Genomic DNA, 21,550 nt, shown 5'->3' with positions numbered 1-21,550 from the left:
TCTTGACGCGATCGTGTCAAGATAAGCATTTAAAATTGCTAGATAAAGCAAAATCTTGATGCTCTAGACGCGGCAGCGCAGGGCGGCGGTGCGGATGGTCGGCGCCATCGCCTCGAAGCTGGGGCCCAGCGGGTTGGAGCGGCGCCAGACCATGCCGATCTGCCGTTGCGGCGCCGGGGCGGGGAAATGCTGCACGGCCACCGGCGCCGAGCGTGTTTCCACCGGTACCGCGATTTCGGGAATCAGCGTCACCCCCAGCCCGGCCGCCACCATCTGGACCAGCGTGGAGAGCGAACTGCCATCCAGCGTCTCCTGGCCGGGCCGTGGCGCGCGGGTGCAGAAGGCCAGAGCCTGGTCGCGCAGGCAATGCCCCTCTTCCAGGAGCAGCAGGCGCATCTTGGCCAGCCCCTCCTGGTCCGGCACCGGCGCCGCACGTTGCTCCTCAGGGCGGACCAGCACGAAATCCTCGCTGAATAAGGGCAGCTCGACCAGCGCCGGGGCGGAGACCGGCAGCGCCACAATGGCGACATCGAGCCGCCCTGCCTCCAGCTCTTCCAGAATCCGGGTGGTCACCGTCTCGCGCAGCTGGATGTCGAGTTCCGGGTGGCTCTGGCGCAGATCGCCGATCAGGGCCGGCAGCAGATACGGGGCGAGGGTGGGGATCAGCCCCAGCCGCAGCGTGCCGCGCAGCGTGCCCTTGGCGGCGCGGGCCAGGGCCGCCAGCTCATCCACCGCCTCCAGGATCGCCCGCGCCCGCTGCACGAATTGCTCGCCATAGGCGGTGAGCCGGAGCTGGCGCAGCCCGCGCTCGAACAGCGCGATGCCCAGCCCCTCCTCCAGCTCCTTCACCTGCATCGACAAAGCCGGTTGCGAGATGGCGCAGGCCTCGGCGGCGCGGCGGTAATGGCCGTGCCGTGCCAGCGCGTCGACATAGCGCATCTGCCGCAGAGTGATATTGTTCATCAGATTATCTTATCAGTTTAATCAGAAAATAAAAGTTTATCTGATTGGTTTAGGCTGGTAAGACTCTTCTTGCCAAATACGGTGCATGTGGCTGCTCCACCAGCATAACCAAAGCTGGCCAGCGGTTTTGATGAGGCTTTCCGCGCGAGCGGGCAAATTCGATTGACATAGGAGGATACCCATGGACGGCAATCAACCGGCAGGGGCGGGCAAGTGCCCCGTCATGCATGGCGGCAACACCGCGACCAGTTCCAATTCCGTGACCGGCTGGTGGCCGGGGGCGCTCAATCTGGACATTCTCAGCCAGCACGACACCAAGACCGACCCGCTGGGGCGCGGTTTTAATTACCGCGAAGAGCTGAAAAAGCTCGATGTCGAGGCGTTGAAGCGCGACATGCATGCGCTGCTGACCGACAGCCAGAGCTGGTGGCCGGCCGATTGGGGTCATTATGGCGGGCTGATGATCCGTCTCGCCTGGCATTCCGCCGGTTCCTACCGCATCGCCGATGGGCGCGGCGGCGGCGGGCATGGCAATATGCGCTTCGCGCCGCTGAATTCCTGGCCCGACAATGTCAGCCTCGACAAGGCGCGCCGGCTGCTTTGGCCGCTGAAGAAGAAATACGGCAACAAGGTCTCCTGGGCCGACCTGATCATTCTGGCCGGCACCATCGCTTATGAATCGATGGGCCTGAAGACGTTCGGCTTCTCCTTCGGCCGCGAGGATATCTGGCATCCGCAAATCGATGTCTATTGGGGCCCGGAGACCGAATGGCTGGCCCCCAGCGACGAGCGCTACGCCGATGTCAGCACGCCGAAGACCATGGAAAACCCGCTCGCCGCGGTGCAGATGGGTCTGATCTATGTGAACCCGGAAGGTGTCAACGGTCAGCCCGACCCGGCCCGCACCGCCTTGCATATCCGCGAGACCTTCGCGCGCATGGCGATGAATGACGAGGAGACGGCGGCGCTGACCGCCGGTGGCCATACCGTTGGCAAATGCCACGGCAATGGCGATGCGGCGCGGCTGGGGCCGGCCCCGGAAGCGGCCGACATCACCGCTCAGGGCATGGGCTGGAGCAATCCGGATCAGCACGGCAAGGCAAGCCAGGCGATGAGCAGCGGCATCGAGGGCGCCTGGACCAGCGACCCGACGAAGTTCGACATGGGCTATTTCGAGATGCTGTTCGGCCATGAATGGGAACTGCGCCGCAGCCCGGCGGGCGCCCAGCAATGGGAGCCGGTGAACATCAAGGAAGAGAATAAGCCGCGCGACGCCTCGGACCCAAATATCCGGCGCAACCCGATCATGACCGACGCCGACATGGCGATGAAGGTGGACCCGATTTATCGCGGCATCTGCGAAAAATTCATGAAGGACCCCGCCTATTTCCAGGACACCTTCGCGCGCGCCTGGTTCAAGCTCACCCATCGCGATATGGGACCGAAGGCCCGTTATTTCGGCCCGGACGTGCCGGCCGAGGAGCTGATCTGGCAGGATCCGGTGCCCGCTGGCCGCACGGATTACGATGTGGCGGCGCTGAAGGCGAAGATCGATGCCAGCGGGCTGTCCACCAGCGATCTGGTGGTGGTGGCCTGGGACAGTGCCCGCACCTTCCGCGGCTCGGATCTGCGCGGCGGTGCCAACGGCGCGCGCATCCGCCTGGCGCCGCAGAAGGATTGGGAGGGCAATGAGCCGGCCCGCCTGGCCAGGACGCTGGGGGTGCTGGCGCCGATCGCCCAGGCCGCGAATGTCAGCCTCGCCGATGTCATCGTGCTGGCCGGCAATGTCGGCGTGGAGCGCGCGGCGAAGGCGGCCGGCGTTGCCATCGAGCTGCCCTTCACCCCGGGCCGCGGCGACGCCAGCGAGGCGCAGACGGATGCCGACAGCTTCGCGCCGCTGGAGCCGGTGCATGACGGCTTCCGCAACTGGCTCAAGCGCGACTATGCCGCCAAGCCGGAGGAGCTGCTGCTCGACCGCGCCCAGCTGATGAACCTGACCGCGCCGGAGATGACCACCTTGCTGGGCGGCCTGCGTGTCATCGGCGCCAATCATGGCGGCACCAAGCATGGCGTGTTCACCAGCCGCGAAGGCGCGTTGACGACCGATTTCTTCGTCAACCTGACCGACATGGGCAATGTCTGGGTGCCGGCTGGGGCCGGGGTTTATGAGCTGCGCGACCGTGTCAGCAACGCGGTGAAGTTCACCGCAACCCGGGTTGATCTGGTCTTCGGCTCCAACGCCATCCTGCGCGCTTATGCCGAGCTCTACGCTCAGGACGACAACGCCGAGGCCTTCGTGCGCGACTTCGCCGCCGCCTGGACCAAGGTGATGAACGCGGACCGCTTCGACGTCGCCTAGTCGCTGAGCGGGTTCATGGGCTTGTGTCAACGCGCGCGCGTCGATCCAAGCTTATGTCGTCCTTCTTCACTTCAGATCTGGCCCGGTGCGTTGCCGGGCCAGACCGACCATTCAAGGCGCGCTGGCGGCCGGCGCTGAGAGGCTGTTTGAAAAGCCACTCTCGTGCGTCGCCAGAGCGACTTTTGAAATCGCCTCTAACTCTGCGCAGGGGCCTTGCTTGAAAACAACTACAAAATCCGACTGCCGCGCCGCGCTGCGTCGCGCCCGCTTGCCCGATGATGACACGCTGGCGCAGCTTTTGATGACGCTGCGCAACCGCGAGGAAACGCATATCACCGCCGCCACGTTGGCGCGCGAGGGCGATGCCACACCAAAGCGGGAACTGGAACACCATCTTCAGCGTCTCGCCCGCCATAGGCTGATCGGCCGTGTGCCCTGTGCGGCGGCGGAGCCGGTATACGATACGATCCCCCAGCCGCATTCGCATCTGATCTATGAATGCACACCCCGCCAGATCGTGGACCTGCATGTTTCGCGCGAGACGCTGCTGACGTTGCTGCAGGACCTGCTGACCACCCATGGCGCGGCGGTGGACGTGACCATCCGCATCCATGCCGAGGCCAATGGCGGCTTGCCGCTCCCCGCCGGCATTTCCATGCTTCCTGATTGAAAACCAATGCGCTAGGCTCCAACTCTCGCGCTGCGCCAGGACCGTCGGTGGCAGGTGGTGAGCGTGAAGGGTGAGTAGGAGCAGGAGCCGGCCTTGTCGCATGCGTTTAAGACCCCAGACGCACTTCCCTCGCCGGAGGGCGGGGGTGATCGACAGGCAATGACGCCGCCCTCGCCGGATGTCTGGGAAATCGCCATTGAGGGTAGCGGTACCGGGGTGTGGGACCGCAACATCGTCACGGGTGATATCTGGTACTCCGCCAGCTGGCACGCCATTCTCGGCTATACGCAAGGGGAGCTGAGCGGGCAGATCGAAAACGCCTATTTACGGGTGCATCCTGAGGATCTGGCCTATGTCCAGGCGACGATGCAGGCGCATTTCGAGGCGCGCACCGCTTTCTATGAGGTGGAGCACCGGCTGCGTTGCAAGGATGGCAGCTTCAAATGGGTGCTGAGCCGTGGCCGGGTGATCAGCCGGGATGCGACCGGGCGCGCCCTGCGCATGGTCGGCACCACGACGGACATCACCGCCCGCAAGCAGGTGGAGATGGAGTTGCAGGTGCTGGCGGATCTGGATGATCTGACCCAGCTGCCCAACCGCCGGCATTTCCGCAGCCGCATGAGCGCCCTGCTGGCCGAGCTGCGCCAGGGCCGGCTGACGCAGGCCAGCGTGATGATGATCGATATCGATCGCTTCAAGACGATCAATGACAGCGCCGGCCATGCCGCCGGGGATGCGGTGATCCGGCATTTCGCCGATTTGTTGCGCAAGAACCTACGTGCCGACGATGTCATCGGCCGTCTCGGCGGCGATGAATTCGCGGTATTGCTGCCTGAGATGGACGAGCCCGCGGCGGTGATGCTGGCGGCGCGGCTGAAGCAGGCCGTGAGCGCCAATCCCGCCAGCCTGGCGCAGACCAAGCTACCCTATCAGGTGAGCATCGGCATCGCCGGGATCGACCCCGGGGCGCGCAGCTGCGATGCCGCTTTGGCGCCGGCCGATACCGCCCTTTACCAAGCCAAGGCGCGGCGTCGCTGAGCGCCGGGCGGTGGCGCTGTTGCGCCGGATGCGAGCCGCCGGTATCAAACCCGACTGGGCAAAAGCCCAGATAGATAAGAGGAGAGCCTGACATGGCAAACCGGCCGCATATTTCCGAGCGCGAAGCCTTGGATTTCCACGAGATCGGCCGCCCCGGCAAGATCGAGATCATCGCCTCCAAGCCGATGGCGACCCAGCGCGACCTGGCGCTGGCCTACTCGCCGGGTGTGGCCGTGCCGGTGAAGGCCATCGCCGCCAACCCCGACACCGCCTATGATTACACCGCCAAGGGCAATCTGGTCGCGGTGATCTCCAACGGAACCGCCATTCTGGGCTTGGGCAATCTCGGCGCGCTCGCCTCCAAGCCGGTGATGGAAGGCAAGGCGGTGCTGTTCAAGCGCTTCGCCGATATCGACTCCATCGATATTGAACTGGCCTCCGAGGATGTGGACCGGATCATTGACGCGGTGGCGCTGATGGAGCCGAGCTTCGGCGGCATCAATCTGGAAGACATCAAGGCGCCGGAATGCTTCGTCATCGAGCAGACTTTGCGCGAGAAGATGAACATCCCGGTCTTCCATGACGACCAGCACGGTACCGCGATCATCTCCGCCGCCGGGTTGATCAATGCCTGCCACCTCACCGGGCGCGATATTAAGGACATCAAGATCGTCGTGAACGGCGCCGGTGCCGCCTCCATCTCCTGCACCGAGCTGGCGAAGGCGCTGGGGGTGAAGCCGAATAATGTCATTCTCTGCGATTCCAAGGGGGTGATCTACAAGGGCCGCACCGAGGGGATGAATCAGTGGAAATCCGCCCATGCGGCGGAGACGGATGCGCGCACGCTGGATGAGGCGATCGAGGGGGCGGATGTGTTTTACGGCCTCTCCGTGGCCGGCGCGCTGACCAAGGAGATGGTGAAGAAGATGGCCAAGCAGCCGATCATCTTCGCCATGGCCAACCCGGACCCGGAGATCACCCCGGAGGATGCGCTGGAAGCCGCCCCGGATGCGATCATCGCCACCGGCCGCTCGGATTATGCCAACCAGGTGAATAACGTGCTGGGCTTCCCCTTCATCTTTCGTGGCGCGTTGGATGTGCGCGCGACCACGATCAATGAGGAGATGAAAATGGCCGCCGCCCGCGCTTTGGCGGACCTGGCCCGTCAGCAGGTGCATGAGGATGTCGCCGCCGCCTATGGCGTGACGCATCATTTCGGCCCGGATTACATCATCCCGACCCCCTTCGACCCGCGTCTGATCGAAACCCTGCCGCCGGCGGTGGCGCAGGCGGCGATGGATAGCGGTGTCGCCCGCAAGCCGATCACCGATATGCAGGCCTATCGCGAGAGCCTGCGCGCCCGGCTGAACCCGACCGATGCGGTGCTGGCCTCGGCCTATGAGAAGGCGCGGGCCAAGCCCAAGCGCGTGGTCTTCGCCGAGGCGGAGGAGGATGTGGTGCTGCGCGCCGCCATCGCCTTCAAGGAAGGCGGCTACGGCACCCCGGTGCTGGTGGGGGTGGATGAGACGCGCGAGATGCTGAGCCAGCTCGGCGTTGCCGATCCGGACGGGTTCGAGCTGCATAATAGCCGCCATTCCAAGCTGGTGCCGCAAATGGTGGATCATCTCTACGCCAAGCTGCAGCGCAAGGGCTTCCTGCGCCGCGACGTGGAGCGGCTGGTGAACCGCGACCGCAACATCTTCGGCGCGCTGCTGGTGGCGCTGGGCGAGGCGGATATGATGGTGACCGGCCTGACCCGGCCCTTCCGCCAGTCGATGATCGACGTGATGAAGGTGATCGGCCCGAAGCCGGGCCATACGCCGTTCGGCATTCATCTGATGGTTGGGCGCAACCATACGGTGTTCCTGGCGGACACCACGGTGAATGAGCGCCCGACCGCGTCTCAGCTGGCCGACATTGCCACCCAGACCGCCGAGGTGGCGCGGCGCATGGGGCATGAGCCGCGCGTGGCGTTTATGTCCTACTCGAATTTCGGCAATCCGCAGGGCAAATGGATCGAGCATATCCGCGAGGCGGTGCTGGAGCTGGATCAGCGCCAGGTGGATTTCGAATATGAGGGCGAGATGACGCCGGAAGTGGCGCTCAATGCGGCCTCGATGAAGAAATATCCGTTCAGCCGGCTTTCCGGCCCGGCGAATGTGCTGGTGATGCCGGGGCTGCAATCGGCCAATATTTCCGCCAAGCTGCTGCGCGAGCTGGGTGGGGAGCGGATCATCGGGCCGCTGCTGATCAATATGGAACAGCCGGTGCAGATTGCCTCGATGAGTGCGAATGCCAGCGAGCTGATGACGCTGGCGGTGCTCGCGGCAGCGGGGATTACGGGGTAAAAGTTTTTTGGGGCCGCCCCTTTTTTTCAAAAAAGGGGCGGGGAGGTTTGGGGCGTTGGCAACTACGTGCCAACGCCCCAAACGTTTTGCAGCCCTTTTTGAAAAAAGGGCCGCACCCCAAAAACTTTTGAGAATTTAGGTTAAGTCTGTGAGCGCTTTTGCGCGTAGTATATGTTTTTGGATCTTGCCGGTTGAGGTTTTCGGCAGCTCATCGAAGCAATAGCGTTTCGGGATTTTGAACCCCGCCAGATGCGCGCGGCAGAACGCCGTCAGCTCCGTTTCGCTCACCTCTGCACCCTCCTTCAGCGCAATCACCGCCAGCGGCACCTCGCCCCATTTCTCATCCGGCAGCGCCACCACCGCCGCCTCGCGCACCGCCGGGTGGCGATACAGCACCTCCTCCACCTCCAGCGATGAAATATTCTCGCCGCCGGAAATGATGATGTCCTTGGCGCGGTCCTTGATCTCGGCATAGCCATCCGGGTGTAGCACGCCGAGATCCCCGGTGAGGAACCAGCCGTTTCTGAAAGCCTCACGCGTTGCCTTCGGGTTTTTCAGATAGCCCTTCATCACCACATTGCCCTTGAAGGCCAGCTCGCCGATGCTGCGTCCATCAGCCGGCACCGGCGCGCCTTGCGGGTCCAGCACGGTCAAATCCTCCTGGGTGATGCCGGGCACGCCCTGGCGGGCGGTAAGCCGGGCACGGGCGGTGAGGTCCAGCTCCTGCCAGTCCGGCTGCGGCTCGCACAGCGCCGAGGGGCCGTAGACTTCCGTCAGCCCATAGACATGCCGCACGGCAAATCCCAGCCGTTCGGTACCTTCGATGATCGCGCTCGGCGGCGCCGCCCCGGCGATGGCGACGATCACCCGCCGCGCCAGCACCCGCTTCACCGCCTCCGGCGCATTGATCAGCATCCCCAGTACGATCGGCGCGCCGCACATATGGGTGACGCGATGACGCTCTATCTTCTCGAAAATCGCCGCCGGATCGATCTTGCGCAGGCAGACATGCGTGCCCCCCAGCGCGGTGACCGCCCATGTGTAGGTCCAGCCCGAGCAATGGAACATCGGCAAGGTCCAGAGATAGGCGCTATCCTGCGTCAGATTGACCATGAAGGCGACGCTGAGCGCGCCCAGATAGGCGCCGCGATGATGATAGACCACGCCCTTCGGGTTGCCGGTGGTGCCGGAGGTATAGTTCACCGCAATCGCCTCCCACTCATCCGCCGGCAGCCGCCAGGGGGCGGGGGGATGCGGGGCGATCCAGTCCTCATATTCCGGCGCGCCAAGGGTGAGGCCAGGCGGGGCGGCCTCATCGGCGATTTCCACCAGGATTGGCGGGTTTGCCAGCAGGGCCAGCGCCGCCTTGGCCTTCGGCGCCCATTCCCGGTCCACGAGAAACAGTTTTGCCTCGGCATGCTCCAGGATGAAGGCGATGGCCGGCGCGTCCAGCAGCGTGTTGATCATGGAGAGCACGCAGCCCGCCAGCGGCACCGCGTAATGCGCTTCCAGCGCCACCGGCCCGTTGGGGGAGAGCACCGCCACCGCCTCGCCCGGCTGCACCCCGGCGGCCATGATGGCGCTGGCGAAGCGCCGCGCGCGGTCCGCGAACTGGGTGTAGCTATAGGCGCGGTCGTGATGGGTGACGGCGATCTTGTCCGGGAAAATCCGCACCGCCCGGCGCAGAAAGCTGAGCGGTGAGAGCGGCACGAAATTCGCCGGATCGCGGTCGAGATCGGTTTCAAAAATGCGGCTCATGCCGGCCTCTCCTGGTCTTGCTGCTGTGCGTTCCTGGCCGGCTTGTCGCCGGTTCCGGAATGAAGCATGCGCTGGGGCGGGGCTGAGCTCAATAGCCGGTCTGGCGGTCCACCTCACCGATCATCGCCTGCCCGGCGAAGTGGCGCTTGAGGTTCTCGATTACCGCCACAGCACCGCTTTTCGCCTGGGTGTCGCTGGCGATATGCGGGGTGATCCAGATTTGCGGATGCGCCCAGAGGGGCGAGGCCGCCGGCAGCGGCTCCCGCGGCAGCACGTCCAGAATGGCGTGGCTGAGTTGCCCATCTTCCAGGGCGGCCAGCAGATCGGCCTCCACCAGATGGCCGCCGCGCCCGACATGGATCAGGCTGGCGCCGCGCGGCAGGGCCGCGAACAAGGATTGATTGAGGATACCGGTGGTGGCTGGGGTGAGCGGCAGCAGGCAGATCAATATATCCGTCTGCGCCAGAAAGCTGGGCAGCTGGTCCGGCCCGGCGAATGCGCTCACACCCGGCAGCGCCTTCGCCGTACGGCTCCAGACGGAGAGCGGAAAACCGAATGGGCGCAGCGCCTCCAGGCAGGCCAGACCCAACACGCCCGCCCCCATGATGCCGACGCGCCGGGCACCGGGCAGGGGCACGTCCAGCGGCGCCCAACGAAGCTGCGCCTGCGCGTTGAGATAGGCCGGCATATGCCTGTGCTGCATCAGCACTGAGCCGACGACATACTCGACCATGCCGCCGGTCAGCGCCGGTTCGATCATCCGCACCAGCTTCACATGCGCGGGCAGGTCCAGCTTGAGCGCCTGATCGGCGCCGGCGCTGGTGGTGAAGACCAGTTCGAGATTGGTGAATGGCTGAAGATTTTCGATCGGCTTGTAGAAGAGCAGATAGCGGATCTCATCCGGCGCGCCGTATTCCGGCCAGGCGCGAAATTCGAGTTCAGGCAGTGCCGCGGCGAAGGCCGCTTCCCAGATCGCGCGCTGCGCGCTCTCATGCTTGAATAGAAAACTCATCGATCCGCCGTAAAAATTCACAGGTTAGGGAATGTAGGTGACTGTACATCAAGGGGTGCCTCGTCATGCCTGCGATTTGCGCATGGGCTCCGCGCACCTGGTAGAAATTTGGCCAGAAACGGCTCAATCTTTCGTTTGTCTGTGGATCCTTTCAGCGGTCGCTCGGCGGGTTGATTAAATGCGAAGACCTGGCCTAGCATTGTCGAGGTTTGAACGAGGTTTGCGCCGACCATGCCGGATCTATTGGGCCTGACCGCCCGTGAGTTGCTTGCCGCCATCGCTGAAAAACGGGTATCCGCCGTTGAGGTGATGAAGGCCACCTACCGGCGCCTGGCGCTGGTCAATCCCCGCCTCAACGCTGTTGTCAGCCTGTTGCCGGAAGAGGACGCGCTGGCGCTGGCGCGCGCGGCGGATGCGAAGCTGGCGGCGGGAGAGCTGCCCGGCGCGCTGCACGGTCTGCCTTTCGCGGTGAAGGATCTGGAAGAGACCGCCGGCATTCGCACCACCTACGGCTCGCCGCTCTATGCGGATAATATCCCCGCCGCCGACAGCCCGATGGTGGCAAGGCTGCGCCAGGCCGGGGCGTTGATTATCGGCAAGACCAACGTGCCGGAATTCGGGTTCGGCTCGCAAACCTATAATCCGGTCTTCGGCGCCACCCGCAATGCCTACCAGCCCGAGATGACGGCGGGTGGCTCCAGCGGCGGGGCGGCGGTGGCGCTGGCGGTGCGGATGCTGGCCTTGGCCGATGGCAGCGACCATGGCGGCTCGCTGCGCAACCCGGCCGCGTTTAACAACGTGTTTGGCCTGCGCCCGAGCCCGGGGTTGATCCCCGATCCCAGCCCGGATGCGTTCACCCTCTCTCTGGCGACATTGGGGCCGATGGCGCGCAATGTGCAGGATCTGGCTCTGCTGCTCTCCGTGCAGGCCGGGGCAGACCCCGCAATCCCGGTGACCTGGCCGGAAAAACCTTGTTCGTATCATGAAGTTTTACAAGCCGACCTGACCGGGGCGCGGATCGGCTGGCTGGGCGATCTCGGCGGCGTGTTGCCGATGGAGCCCGGCATCCTGGCGCTATGCGAAGCCGGCTTGCAGGCGCTGCCGGCCCGCGGGCTGGTGGTGGAAGCGGCGTCCCTCGGCTTTGACGCGGAGCGCATCTGGGAGAGCTGGGCGGGGTTGCGGGCCTGGAGCATCGCGCATCGCTTCAACGATGTGATCCGCGATCCTTATCGGCGGGATCTGCTGAAATCCGAAGCGCAATGGGAGGTCGAGCAGGGCTTGCGCCTCTCCGGGCTGGATGTGGCACGGCATATTGAGACGCGCACGCTCTGGATGCAGCAGGCGCTGCAGCTTTTCGCGCGCCATGACTATCTGGCGCTGCCCAGCGCGCAGGTTTTTCCCTTCCCGGTGGAGACCCATTGGCCGCGCGCCATCAATGGTGTGACGATGGACAGCTATCATCGCTGGATGCAGGTGGTGACACCCGTCACGCTGGCCGGCCTGCCGGCGCTGAACGTGCCGGTCGGTTTCAACGCGCGGGGCCTGCCGATGGGCATGCAGCTGATCGGCCGTCCGCGCGATGAGCTGGGCGTGCTGCGGCTGGGCCAGCTCTATGACGAAGCGACAGGCTGGAGCGCGCACGCCCCGGCTGAGCCGTGATGTCGCTGAGGCGTGGCTTTTGAGCCGCGCCCTGTTGGGGTAGTCTCGCCGCAAACAAGATCGAGAGTGAGACCATGGTTGCGATTTTTGGCCATCGCGGGGCGCGCGGGCTGCTGCCGGAAAATGCCTTGTCCGGCTTCGGGCTGGCGAATGCGCTGGAGTTGACCGGGGTGGAGTTCGATGTCGGCGTCACCCGCGATGGCGTGGTGGTGGTGCATCATGACCCAAGGCTGAACCAGGATGTGGCGCGGGACAGGCAGGGCGCTTATGTCGGCGCCGATGCGCCTTTGGTGCGCGATTTAAGCTTCGCGGAGCTGCAAGGCTACGATGTCGGCCGGCTGCGGGAAGGCTCAGCCTACGCGGCGCGGTTCGCGGGGCAGATTGCGCGTGACGGTACCCGGATTCCAAGCTTCGATGCCGTGCTTGAGGTTTGCGAGCCGCTCGATCTTCTTGTGGAAATCAAGAGCTTTCCGGAGCGCCCGGAGGCGACGCTGCCGCCCGCCGCGCTGGTGGCGCATACGCTGGCCGGCTTGCGCGCGGCGGGGGCGGTTGAGCGCAGCGTGCTTTATTCCTTCGATTGGCGGGTGCTGGAGGAAGCCGCGAAGCAGGCCCCGGATCTGCGCCGCTGCTGCCTGACGGAGCCGGGCAGTGTGGCGGCGGCCGATCTATGGTTTGGCGGCACCAGCCTGGCCGCGCATGGCAACAGCGTACCGCGCGCGGTGGCGAGCACCGGGGCGGTGGTCTGGGCGCCGTTTCATGAGATGCTGGATGCCGCACAGCTGGCCGAGGCGAAGGCACTGGGGCTGGCGGTGATTCCTTGGACGGTGAATGCGACGGCGGATTTCGAGCGGATGCTGGATTTGGGCGTGGATGGGATCATCACCGATGTTCCCGACCTGGCTTTGGAGATCCTCGCTGCGCGCGGCGAGGAGCCGGCGCAGCCGGGATTCGTGAGCGCGCTGCGGCGCTGACATTTCAAAAGTTTTTGGGGGCTTGGGGGCTTTTTACAAAAAGCCCCCACGTATTCGCACCGATTTTTAAGCGATTTCCAGGCGCTTGCCGGTCTGCGCATCAAACAGATGCAGATGCGCCGCCGGCAGGCTGATGGTCAGCGCCGTCGCTTTTGGGGCGGGGTAAGAGACGCGGATGCGGAAGGCTTCCCCATCCGGCAGCGTGCCGTGCAGCAGCGCCTCGGAGCCCAGCGGCTCCTCCAGCGCCACGGCAAAGCCCAGCGGCCCGGTACCGGGCTCGATGACCACGTGCTGCGGGCGGATTCCCAGCATCACCGCCATGCCTTCCGGCCCCCAGGGCGCCTCGCCCGGCAGCGCCACATCCGGCCCGGCCGCCAGCTTCGCGCCATGGCCGCCGGCGCAAAGCACCGCCTTGCAGAAATTCATCGACGGATCGCCGATAAAGCCGGCGACGAACTGGTCCGCCGGGCGCGTGAACACCTCCAAAGGTGTGGCGATCTGCGCGGCGACACCTTGCTCCATCACCGCCAGCCGGTCCGCCAGCGTCATCGCCTCCACCTGGTCGTGGGTGACATAGAGGCTGGTGACGTTGAGGCGTTTTTGCAGCTTGCGGATATCGGCGCGCACCTGCACGCGCAGCTTGGCGTCCAGGTTGGACAGCGGCTCATCGAACAAAAACAGCTTCGGTTCGCGCACGATGGCGCGGCCCATGGCGACGCGCTGGCGCTGGCCGCCGGAGAGTTGCCCCGGCTTGCGGGCAAGGAGATGGGAAAGCGAGAGTGTGTCCGCCGCCTCTTCCACCCGCTTGGCGATTTCGGCCTTGGGCATGCCTTTCAGCTTCAGCCCGTAGGCCATGTTCTCGAACACGCTCATATGCGGATAGAGGGCGTAGTTCTGGAACACCATCGCCACGTCGCGCTTGGAAGGGTCGACATGCGTGATGTCCCTGCCATCCAGCAGGATGCGCCCGGCGGTCGGGCTCTCCAGCCCCGCGACCAGGCGCAGCAGCGTGGATTTGCCGCAGCCCGAGCCGCCGACGATCACCAGCATCTCGCCATCGTCCAGCTTCACATCCAGCCCGTGCAGCACCTTGGTGTTGCCAAAGCTCTTGGCCAGGCCTTGCAGTTCGAGTGTGGCCATTATTTATCCGCCTCCGTCAGCCCGGCCACGAACCAGCGCTGCATCGCCAGCACCACCAGGATGGGTGGCAGCAAAGCGAGGATCGTGGTGGCCATTACAAGATTCCAGGGAATGAGCTGATCGCCGGTGATCATCTGAACGATGCCGATGACGATGGTATTCAGCCCGCCTTTAGTTGTCACCAACAGCGGCCAGAGATACTGGTTCCAGCCATAAACGAATTCGATCACGAACAATGCCGCGATATTGGCGCGCGAGACCGGCAGCAGCACGTCCCAGAAAAACCGCATCGGCCCGGCGCCGTCCAGCTTGGCGGCCTCCACCAGCTCGTCCGGCACGGCGATGAAGATTTGCCGGAACAGCAATGTCGCCGTCGCCGAGGCGATCAGCGGCAGGGTCAGGCCGGGGAAGGTGTCGATGAGATGCAGGTCGGACATCACCGCGTAGGTGGGAACGATGCGCACCACGATCGGGAGCATCAGCGTGATGAAGATCAGCCAGAACGCCACCATGCGCAGCGGAAAGCGGAAGAACGCGATGGCGAAGGCGGAGAGGGCCGAGATCGCGATCTTGCCGATGGCGATGGCGAGCGCCATGAAAAAACTGACCAGCAGCATGTGCCAGACCGGCGCGTTGGCGTTGCTGAAGCTGAGCGCCTGCACGAACACGCCGAGCTTGCTGAAATCCGGCACCAGTGACAGCGCCCCGCGATTGATCGCCGCGGCGGATTGCGTGGCGCCGGCAAAGGCCACCCAGATCGGGAACATGAACAACAACACGCCCAGCAGCAAAACCGCATGGGCAAGAAAATCCGAACGTTTCTTCATATCGCGCGGCCCCTGGTCAGGCGCATCTGCAAGGCGGTGAGGGCAATGATGCCCGCCATCAGCAACACCGATTGCGCGGCCGAACCGCCGAGATCGAGATTGATCACACCGTCGCGATAGACTTTCACCACCAGCATGTCGGTGGAGGTGCCGGGGCCGCCGCCGGTGAGGGCGAAGATCACGTCAAACGTGTCGAACGCCGCATAGACGATGTTGGTGACGCTGAGGAACAAAGTGGTCGGCATCAGCATCGGCCAGATCATGGTGCGGAAGCGATGCAACCCGCGGGCGCCGTCCAGCGTCGCGGCTTCCAGCATCGAGCGCGGCACCGATTGCAGGGCGGCCAGATAGAAGATGAAATTATAGCTCACCTGCTTCCAGGCGGCGATGAGGATGACCAGCCCCAGGGCCTGGGTGCCGTTGGCGGTATAGTTGAAATTCACCCCGAAGCGGGCGAGCACATTGGTGATCATGCCGATTTGCGGCTGGAACAGAAAGACGAAGATCACCGAGCTCAGCGCCGGCGCGATCGCGTAAGGCCAGATCAGCGCGGTGCGGTAGAGAAAGCGGCCTTTGATGGCGCGGTTGGCGAAGCTGGCGAAGAGCAGCCCCGCGGCCATGGCCAGGATGGTGACGGCGACACAGAAAAACGCCGTGCGCAGAATCGCGGCGTGATAATTCGGGTCGGCGAGCAGGGCGAGGAAGTTCGAGGCCCCGACAAATATGGTGCTGAGCCCGAAGGCGTCCGTCGCCTGTGTGCTTTCCACCAGCGCCTGGCCCGCGGGCCAGAAGAAGAACACGAAGGTGATCAGCAATTGCGGGGCGACAAGCGCGGCTGGCAGAAGCCAGCCGCGAAAGAGAGTCTTCCGCTCCACGCTCAGGCTTTGAGCGTCTGCGCGAAACGGTTGATCACGGCCTGGCCACGGCTTTGCGCGGTTTCCATGGCGCTGGCCGCCGGGGTGCCGTTCTGGATCGCCTTTTCCCATTCCTCTTCGATGATCACGCGGACCTCCGGCATGCCGCCGAGGCGGATGCCGCGCGAGAGCGGGGTGGGCTGGGTGCGGGTAAGCTGTTTCACGGCCACGTCGCTGCCCGGATGCTGGGCATAGAAGCCCTGGCTTTCGATCATCTGGTTGCCGGCGACGGTGACCGGCACATAGCCGGTTTTTTCGGCCCAGGCGCTGTCATTCTCGGGCTGCGAGATGAACTTGAAGAAGCTGGCCGCCGCCTTGTACTCGGCCGGGCTGCGGCCGGGGGCGGTCATCGCCCAGAATGCCGCGCCGCCGATGATGGAGTTGATCGGGCTCTTGATGATGTCCTGGTGGTAGGGGAGGGGGGCGGCGGCGAACTTGAACGCGGCGCTCTTCACCAGCTGGCCATAGATCGAGGAGCTGTCGAAGGTGATCGCGGCCTTGCCGGCGTAGAAGATCGGGCTCGGCTTGCCGTCGCGGCCCTGATAGGAGAACAGCCCTTCCTTTTGCATGGAGAGGAACATGTCCAGCTGCTTCACGAACGGCGCGCTGCCGATCTTCAGCTGCGGCTTCGGCCCGCCGAAGCCGTCATTCAGTGTCGCATATTCGACATTATGGATGGCGGCGAATTGCTCGAATTGGCTCCAGGTTGGCCAGGAGGTCATCACCGGAATGTCGGCGGCGTTCTTCGCCTTGATCACGCGCGCGGCCTTGATCACGTCGTCCCAGGTGGCGAGCGGCGCCTCGGGGTCAAGCCCGGCCTTGGCGAAGGCGTCCTTGTTGATCCACATCACGGCAGTGGAGGAGTTGAACGGGGCGGCGCCCATCTTGCCGTTATTGAGGCTGTAATAGCCGCGCACCGCCGGGATATAGGTGGCCGGGTCGATCGCCACGCCGGTCATCTCGGAGAGCTTGTACACATCGACCACGGCGCGGCCGGCCGCCATCATGTCGGCGGTGCCGACATCGAACACCTGCGCGATGCTCGGCGCCTTGCCGCCGCGCCAGGCGGCGATGGACGCGGTGAGAAGGTCAGCGTAAGTGCCCTTATAAGTGGCCTGGACCTGATAATCGCTCTGGCTGGCGTTGAATTTGTCGACGCTGGCCTGGAGGGTATCGCCCAGCGCGCCGCCCATGGCGTGCCACAGCGCGATGCTGGTGGGGGCGCTGGCGGCGTTGGCGGCGGAGGCGAGCACGGCGCCCGCGGGCGCGGCGGCGAGGAGTGTACGGCGTTTCATCGATCCAACCCTTCTGGTTAAACGGGGTCTGCTGTTAGTTGAACCGGCGGCCGGGTCAATAACAGTTCTGTGACAAATCGATGACGTAAAAAAGCCAGTCTGGCAACCGGAAAGCCGGGCCTGTCAGCGTGAACCCGGCAGGGGCGCGCGGATGATGCCTGATCTGCCGCCCCGCCTCGGCACCGAATCGGGGGAAGCTGCCGCCAGGGCGGCTCGATCATTCGGCCGTTTCAACGTCTGGTTCTTCAGCGGCGCGTGAGTGCGGCGCCGTCTTCTTGCAAAATGCGGCATTCGCCGCATTTTTTAAGCTTTCAGCTTCGCCGCCTCTGCCGCCAGCTTGGTGATGGCGTCCCAATCCTTGGCCGCGACCAGCTCCTTCTTCACCATCCAGGAGCCGCCGACGCACAGCACGTTGGGCAGCTTCAGATAGCGCGGGGCGATCTCCGGGGTGATGCCGCCGGTCGGGCAGAATTGCAGCTGCGGCAGCGGCGAGGCGATGGAGGAGAGGAACGGCGCCCCGCCCGCCGCCTCGGCCGGAAAGAATTTCGCGAAGCGATAGCCGCGCTCGATCAGCACCATCGCCTCCGAGGCGCTGGCGATGCCGGGCAGCGGTGCTAAGTCCGCATCCTCCGCCGCATCCAGAAGTTTGCGCGTGGCCCCAGGCGAGACGGCGAATTGCGCGCCCGCCTTCGCCGCCTGCTTGTACTGCTTGGGCGTCAGCACGGTGCCGACACCGGCCACCGCCCCCTCCACCTCATTCGCCACCGCGCGGATCGCCTCCAACGCCGCAGGCGTGCGCAGCGTGATCTCGATCGCCTTCAGCCCGCCTTGCACCAGCGCGCGGGCCAGCGGCACCGCATCCGCCACATCATCGATGATCACCACCGGGATCACCGGGGCGAGCTTCATGATGGTTTCCAAACCCTCCTGGATCATGCGTGCGACTCCTCGTAGGCGAAAATGGATGCGCCAAGATCGGCGCGGCTGACCAGATGGCGGAAGGGCGCGAACAGCTCGCGCCCGGTGCCGTGATGGCTGGCCTCGAGATCCGCCAGCGCATCCGCGCGCGCCTCCCACTCAGCCGCATCCACCAGCGCGCTCAGCGTGCCCGCCTTGGCATCGACGCGGACAATGTCGCCATCCCTCAGCTTGGCGAGCGGCCCGCCGGCCAGCGCCTCCGGCGTGGCGTGGATGGCGGAGAGCACCTTGCCGGAAGCACCGGACATGCGGCCATCAGTGACCAAAGCCACCTTGAAGCCCTTATCCTGCAACACCCCAAGTGGGGGCATCAGCTTGTGCAATTCCGGCATGCCGTTCGCTTTCGGCCCCTGGAAGCGGACCACCACGACGACATCCTTGTTCAGCTCACCCGCCTTGAATGCCGCTTGCACCGCTTCCTGGCTGTGGAACACCAGGCAAGGGGCTTCGAGCACATGCCGTTCTTCCGCCACGGCGGAGGTTTTCACCACCGCCTGACCGAGATTGCCGCTGAGCAGTTTCAGCCCGCCGGTCGGCTGGAACGGGTTGGCGGCAGGGCGCAGCACTTTTTCATCGCCGCTGGATGTAGGCGCGTCGCGCCAGGCCAATGCGCCGTCCTGCAGGTAGGGTTCCCTGATATAGGCGGAAAGCCCCTTGCCCATGATGGTGTCCACATCCTCATGCAGCAGCCCGGCCTCGATCAGCTCGCGGATCAAAAATCCGGTGCCGCCGGCGGCGTGGAAGTGATTCACATCGGCCTGGCCGTTGGGATAGATGCGGCACAGCAAAGGTGTCACCGCCGCCAGGTCCGAAAGATCATGCCAGGTGATGGTGATCCCCGCCGCCGCCGCCATCGGCAGCAGATGGATGGTATGGTTGGTCGACCCGCCCGTGGCGTGCAGCGCGACGATCGCATTCACGAAGCTGCGCTCATCGATCATCCGGCCCACCGGCTGGAAATTCTCGCCCAGAGCCGTCTGGCTCATCACCCGCTCAACCGCGAACGCGGTCAGCGCATCGCGCAAGGGCGTGCCGGGATTCACAAAAGCCGAGCCGGGCACATGCAGCCCCATGATCTCGACCAGCATCTGGTTGGTGTTGGCGGTGCCGTAGAAGGTGCAGGTGCCCGGCGCGTGGTAGGCTTCGCCTTCCGCCTTCAACAGCGCCGCGCGGTCGATCTTGCCTTCCGCATAAAGCTGGCGGATCTTGGCTTTTTCGGAATTGGGCAGGCCGGAGGGCATCGGCCCGGCGGGGATCAGCACGGAGGGCAGATGCCCGAAGCTCAGCATGCCAATCACCAGCCCGGGCACGATCTTATCGCAAATCCCCAGGAAACAAGCGGCATCGAAGGTGTTGTGGGAGAGCGCCACGCCGGTTGCCAGCGCGATCACGTCGCGCGAGAATAGCGAGAGCTCCATGCCGGCCTCGCCCTGCGTCACCCCATCGCACATCGCCGGCACGCCGCCCGCCACCATCGCCACACCGCCAAGCTTGCGCGCGGCCGCGCGGATCTGCTCCGGGTAGGTTTCGTAGGGGCGGTGGGCGGAGAGCATGTCGTTATAGGCGGTGACGATGGCAAGGCTACCGCCATCGCCGTCGCGCAGCACGGCCTTGTCCTGCGCGCCGCAGCCGGCGAAGCCATGCGCCTGGTTGGCGCAGCCCAAAGCCTGGCGCTTGGGCTTGTGGCTGGCCGCCTGCGCCACGCGCTGCAGGTAGCGCGAACGCGGCCCACGGCTTCGCTCAATGATCCGGGCCGTAACCTCGGCAATGACAGGGTGAAGCATGCTTGAACTCTCCTCTGTTCAGGCGGCCAGATGCAGCCGTGCCACCACCTCGTTCACCAGCTCCGGCGCCGGCGCGCCGGTATCGATGGTGATGGCGTTTTCCTCCGCTGTCGGTTCTTCCAGTGTGGCAAACTGGCTGTCCAGCAGGCTCACAGGCATATAATGCCCCTGGCGCGCCGCCAGCCGGCTTTCGATCAGCGTGAAGCTGCCGCGCAGATAGACGAAGTGCACATCCTCATGCCCGGCCGCGATGATCTCCCGGTAGCGCCGGCGCAGGGCCGAGCAGGCGATGATCCCGCTCTGCCCCGCCTGGCGCCAGCCCTCGATGGTGGCGGCGATGTCGCGCAGCCAGGGCTCGCGGTCATCATCGCTCAGCGGAATGCCCTGGCGCATCTTCTCGACATTGGCCGGCGGATGCAGCGCATCGCCTTCCGTGAAATCCCAGCCCAGCCTTCCGGCCAGCATGGCCGCGACAGTGGATTTGCCGCAGCCCGAAACACCCATGACGATGATGAACGTCAAAGCGCTGACTCCGGTGCCTTGATCGGTTCGATGCGGCCCAGCACCACGACATAGAAGAAGATGCCGACGATCAGCACAATCCCCGCCACCAGGAAGGCCAGCTCGAAATTATTGCTGGCGCCGACGATGAAGCCGGTGACGATGGGGGCGATAACGCCCATCATGTTGTTGAGAAAATTCATGATGCCGCCAATGGTGCCGGTACCGCCCTTGGGCGCGATCAGCGAGGGGATGGACCAGCCGATCGGCGCGGAGGCGGCAAGGCCGGACAGCGCGATGGAGATCCAGATAATCGCCCAGACGGGATTGGTGGTCTGGGTGGCGCCGAATACCGCCAGGCCGAACAACATGCCGATGATCAGCACGCTTTTGCGCACCTTGGTCTCGTCATAGCCTTTGGCGACCAGACGATCGACCAGCAACCCGCCGAAGAGAATATCGGAGGCGGTGGCGCAGGCCCAGGGAATGGCGGCAAAGCCGGCGGATTTGATGATGCTCATATGCATCGCCTGCACCAGATAGCCCGGCAGCCAGGTGAGGAAGAGATAGAAGCTGTAGCCATAGGCCGCGAAACCCAGGCTCAAGCCCCAGACTTTCGGCTGCCGCAGCAGATAGGCCAGCATCGCGCCGGCATTGGTGTCGGCCTGGCCTTCCGGCGTGGCGCCGCCTTCGAGCATGTAGGCATGTTCTTCGCGGCTCAGCCTCGGATCGGCCGAGGGGTCGCGATAGATGAAATAGAACGCGACGAAATACAGAAAGCTTAGAACGGCGGTGAGGCCAAAGCCCCAGCGCCAGCCGAAGCCGACGACAACGAAGGCGACCAGCGGCACGCCGATGACGTTGGAGAATTTCGCCGCCGCGTCAAACAAGGCGGTGGCGACGGAGCGTTCCTGGCGCGGGAACCAGTAGCCCGTGGCCTTGGCGCTGGCGGGAAAGCCCGGCGCTTCGGCGATGCCCAGCACCATGCGCGCGACGAAGATGCCGCCAAACCCGCCGGTGAAGGCCACTGCCCCGGAGGCGATGGCCCAAAGGAACGTGCCCCAGCGACCGATCCGGGTGACGCCGAACCGGTCCAGGATCATCCCCACCGGGATCTGTGTCAGCGCATAGGACCAGAAGAAGGCGCTGAACAGCAGCCCCATATCGGCGGTGGTGAGGTGAAACTCCGCCTTCAGCTGCGGTGCGGCGACGGAGAGATTGATCCGGTCGATATAGTTGATCAGCACGCCGGTGCCGAGCAGGCCGCCGATAACCCAGCGGCGACGGGGGATGATGGTGGTCATGCTTCCTCCAGGAAGGTTTGTTGTGTGTC

17 protein-coding genes are annotated in these 21,550 nt (G+C 64.7%); 6 read left to right on the top strand and 11 right to left on the bottom strand.

Annotated features, from left to right (window positions below):
* Positions 1-63: 63 nt before the first annotated feature.
* Positions 64-963 carry a LysR substrate-binding domain-containing protein gene (locus ACZ46S_RS09350; RefSeq protein WP_464061492.1) on the bottom strand — a complete coding sequence of 300 codons (900 nt, stop codon included), beginning with the start codon at positions 961-963 and terminating at the stop codon, positions 64-66.
* A 181-nt stretch (positions 964-1,144) separates the two neighbouring features.
* Between ACZ46S_RS09350 and katG the strand changes: the two genes are divergently transcribed.
* The 4 genes from katG (at position 1,145) to ACZ46S_RS09330 (ending at position 7,378) form a co-directional block, all read left to right on the top strand.
* Entirely contained in the window at positions 1,145-3,322 is a 2,178-nt protein-coding gene (gene katG / locus ACZ46S_RS09345) for a catalase/peroxidase HPI (RefSeq protein ID WP_464061491.1), read from the top strand.
* A gap of 217 nt (positions 3,323-3,539) precedes the next feature.
* Positions 3,540-3,992: a hypothetical protein gene (locus tag ACZ46S_RS09340; RefSeq protein ID WP_464061490.1), complete on the top strand. Its 453-nt coding sequence runs from the start codon at positions 3,540-3,542 to the stop codon at positions 3,990-3,992.
* Between the two features lie 159 nt (positions 3,993-4,151).
* A complete protein-coding gene (locus ACZ46S_RS09335) occupies positions 4,152-5,030 on the top strand; it encodes a GGDEF domain-containing protein (RefSeq protein WP_464061489.1) in 879 nt (292 codons plus the stop codon).
* A gap of 92 nt (positions 5,031-5,122) precedes the next feature.
* The gene (locus tag ACZ46S_RS09330; protein WP_295742536.1) at positions 5,123-7,378 is read left to right on the top strand and encodes an NADP-dependent malic enzyme; all 2,256 of its coding nucleotides are present in this window, start codon (positions 5,123-5,125) and stop codon (positions 7,376-7,378) included.
* A 135-nt stretch (positions 7,379-7,513) separates the two neighbouring features.
* On the opposite strand, the gene ACZ46S_RS09325 is transcribed toward ACZ46S_RS09330, so the two are convergent.
* Together ACZ46S_RS09325 and ACZ46S_RS09320 are read right to left on the bottom strand one after the other, a co-directional pair.
* Positions 7,514-9,136 carry an AMP-binding protein gene (locus tag ACZ46S_RS09325; protein WP_464061488.1) on the bottom strand — a complete coding sequence of 541 codons (1,623 nt, stop codon included), beginning with the start codon at positions 9,134-9,136 and terminating at the stop codon, positions 7,514-7,516.
* Between the two features lie 88 nt (positions 9,137-9,224).
* Entirely contained in the window at positions 9,225-10,148 is a 924-nt protein-coding gene (locus ACZ46S_RS09320) for a 2-hydroxyacid dehydrogenase (RefSeq protein WP_464061487.1), read from the bottom strand.
* Between the two features lie 231 nt (positions 10,149-10,379).
* Between ACZ46S_RS09320 and ACZ46S_RS09315 the strand changes: the two genes are divergently transcribed.
* Both ACZ46S_RS09315 and ACZ46S_RS09310 read left to right on the top strand, forming a co-directional pair.
* Positions 10,380-11,807, top strand: coding sequence for an amidase (locus tag ACZ46S_RS09315; RefSeq protein WP_464061486.1), 1,428 nt, complete (start codon positions 10,380-10,382; stop codon positions 11,805-11,807).
* Positions 11,808-11,881: 74 nt separating this feature from the next.
* A complete protein-coding gene (locus tag ACZ46S_RS09310; protein WP_464061485.1) occupies positions 11,882-12,778 on the top strand; it encodes a glycerophosphodiester phosphodiesterase family protein in 897 nt (298 codons plus the stop codon).
* A gap of 66 nt (positions 12,779-12,844) precedes the next feature.
* Here the strand turns inward: ACZ46S_RS09310 and ACZ46S_RS09305 are convergent, their stop codons facing one another.
* From ACZ46S_RS09305 to ACZ46S_RS09270, 8 genes are all read right to left on the bottom strand, one after another.
* On the bottom strand, positions 12,845-13,918 hold the full coding sequence (locus ACZ46S_RS09305) for an ABC transporter ATP-binding protein (protein WP_464061484.1): 1,074 nt from the start codon (positions 13,916-13,918) through the stop codon (positions 12,845-12,847).
* Positions 13,918-14,745 carry a sn-glycerol-3-phosphate ABC transporter permease UgpE gene (gene ugpE / locus ACZ46S_RS09300; protein WP_464061483.1) on the bottom strand — a complete coding sequence of 276 codons (828 nt, stop codon included), beginning with the start codon at positions 14,743-14,745 and terminating at the stop codon, positions 13,918-13,920. Before ugpE ends, ACZ46S_RS09305 begins: the two co-directional genes overlap by 1 nt.
* Complete coding sequence (locus tag ACZ46S_RS09295) at positions 14,742-15,620, bottom strand: ABC transporter permease subunit (RefSeq protein ID WP_295742515.1); 879 nt, start codon at positions 15,618-15,620, stop codon at positions 14,742-14,744. Before ACZ46S_RS09295 ends, ugpE begins: the two co-directional genes overlap by 4 nt.
* A gap of 2 nt (positions 15,621-15,622) precedes the next feature.
* Complete coding sequence (locus tag ACZ46S_RS09290; protein WP_464061482.1) at positions 15,623-16,954, bottom strand: extracellular solute-binding protein; 1,332 nt, start codon at positions 16,952-16,954, stop codon at positions 15,623-15,625.
* 303 nt (positions 16,955-17,257) lie between these two features.
* On the bottom strand, positions 17,258-17,890 hold the full coding sequence (eda, locus tag ACZ46S_RS09285) for a bifunctional 4-hydroxy-2-oxoglutarate aldolase/2-dehydro-3-deoxy-phosphogluconate aldolase (RefSeq protein WP_295746329.1): 633 nt from the start codon (positions 17,888-17,890) through the stop codon (positions 17,258-17,260).
* Positions 17,887-19,716: a phosphogluconate dehydratase gene (edd, locus tag ACZ46S_RS09280; RefSeq protein WP_464061481.1), complete on the bottom strand. Its 1,830-nt coding sequence runs from the start codon at positions 19,714-19,716 to the stop codon at positions 17,887-17,889. Before edd ends, eda begins: the two co-directional genes overlap by 4 nt.
* Positions 19,717-19,734: 18 nt before the next feature.
* Positions 19,735-20,238 carry a gluconokinase gene (locus tag ACZ46S_RS09275; RefSeq protein ID WP_295741839.1) on the bottom strand — a complete coding sequence of 168 codons (504 nt, stop codon included), beginning with the start codon at positions 20,236-20,238 and terminating at the stop codon, positions 19,735-19,737.
* Positions 20,235-21,521: an MFS transporter gene (locus ACZ46S_RS09270; RefSeq protein WP_464061480.1), complete on the bottom strand. Its 1,287-nt coding sequence runs from the start codon at positions 21,519-21,521 to the stop codon at positions 20,235-20,237. The genes ACZ46S_RS09275 and ACZ46S_RS09270 overlap by 4 nt, the downstream gene beginning before the upstream one ends.
* Positions 21,522-21,550: the final 29 nt, after the last annotated feature.

This window comes from Acidocella aluminiidurans (assembly GCF_055383125.1).
This window is presented reverse-complemented; position numbering and strand designations above follow the sequence as displayed.

Excerpts from the sequence above, each read along its gene's own strand:
- ACZ46S_RS09350 (WP_464061492.1), bottom strand. The coding sequence starts at position 963 with ATGAACAATATCACTCTGCGGCAGATGCGCTATGTCGACGCGCTGGCA.
- katG (WP_464061491.1), top strand. The coding sequence starts at position 1,145 with ATGGACGGCAATCAACCGGCAGGGGCGGGCAAGTGCCCCGTCATGCAT.
- ACZ46S_RS09335 (WP_464061489.1), top strand. The coding sequence starts at position 4,152 with ATGACGCCGCCCTCGCCGGATGTCTGGGAAATCGCCATTGAGGGTAGC.
- ACZ46S_RS09330 (WP_295742536.1), top strand. The coding sequence starts at position 5,123 with ATGGCAAACCGGCCGCATATTTCCGAGCGCGAAGCCTTGGATTTCCAC.
- ACZ46S_RS09325 (WP_464061488.1), bottom strand. The coding sequence starts at position 9,136 with ATGAGCCGCATTTTTGAAACCGATCTCGACCGCGATCCGGCGAATTTC.
- ACZ46S_RS09320 (WP_464061487.1), bottom strand. The coding sequence starts at position 10,148 with ATGAGTTTTCTATTCAAGCATGAGAGCGCGCAGCGCGCGATCTGGGAA.
- ACZ46S_RS09315 (WP_464061486.1), top strand. The coding sequence starts at position 10,380 with ATGCCGGATCTATTGGGCCTGACCGCCCGTGAGTTGCTTGCCGCCATC.
- ACZ46S_RS09310 (WP_464061485.1), top strand. The coding sequence starts at position 11,882 with ATGGTTGCGATTTTTGGCCATCGCGGGGCGCGCGGGCTGCTGCCGGAA.
- ACZ46S_RS09305 (WP_464061484.1), bottom strand. The coding sequence starts at position 13,918 with ATGGCCACACTCGAACTGCAAGGCCTGGCCAAGAGCTTTGGCAACACC.
- ugpE (WP_464061483.1), bottom strand. The coding sequence starts at position 14,745 with ATGAAGAAACGTTCGGATTTTCTTGCCCATGCGGTTTTGCTGCTGGGC.
- ACZ46S_RS09290 (WP_464061482.1), bottom strand. The coding sequence starts at position 16,954 with ATGAAACGCCGTACACTCCTCGCCGCCGCGCCCGCGGGCGCCGTGCTC.
- eda (WP_295746329.1), bottom strand. The coding sequence starts at position 17,890 with ATGATCCAGGAGGGTTTGGAAACCATCATGAAGCTCGCCCCGGTGATC.
- edd (WP_464061481.1), bottom strand. The coding sequence starts at position 19,716 with ATGCTTCACCCTGTCATTGCCGAGGTTACGGCCCGGATCATTGAGCGA.
- ACZ46S_RS09270 (WP_464061480.1), bottom strand. The coding sequence starts at position 21,521 with ATGACCACCATCATCCCCCGTCGCCGCTGGGTTATCGGCGGCCTGCTC.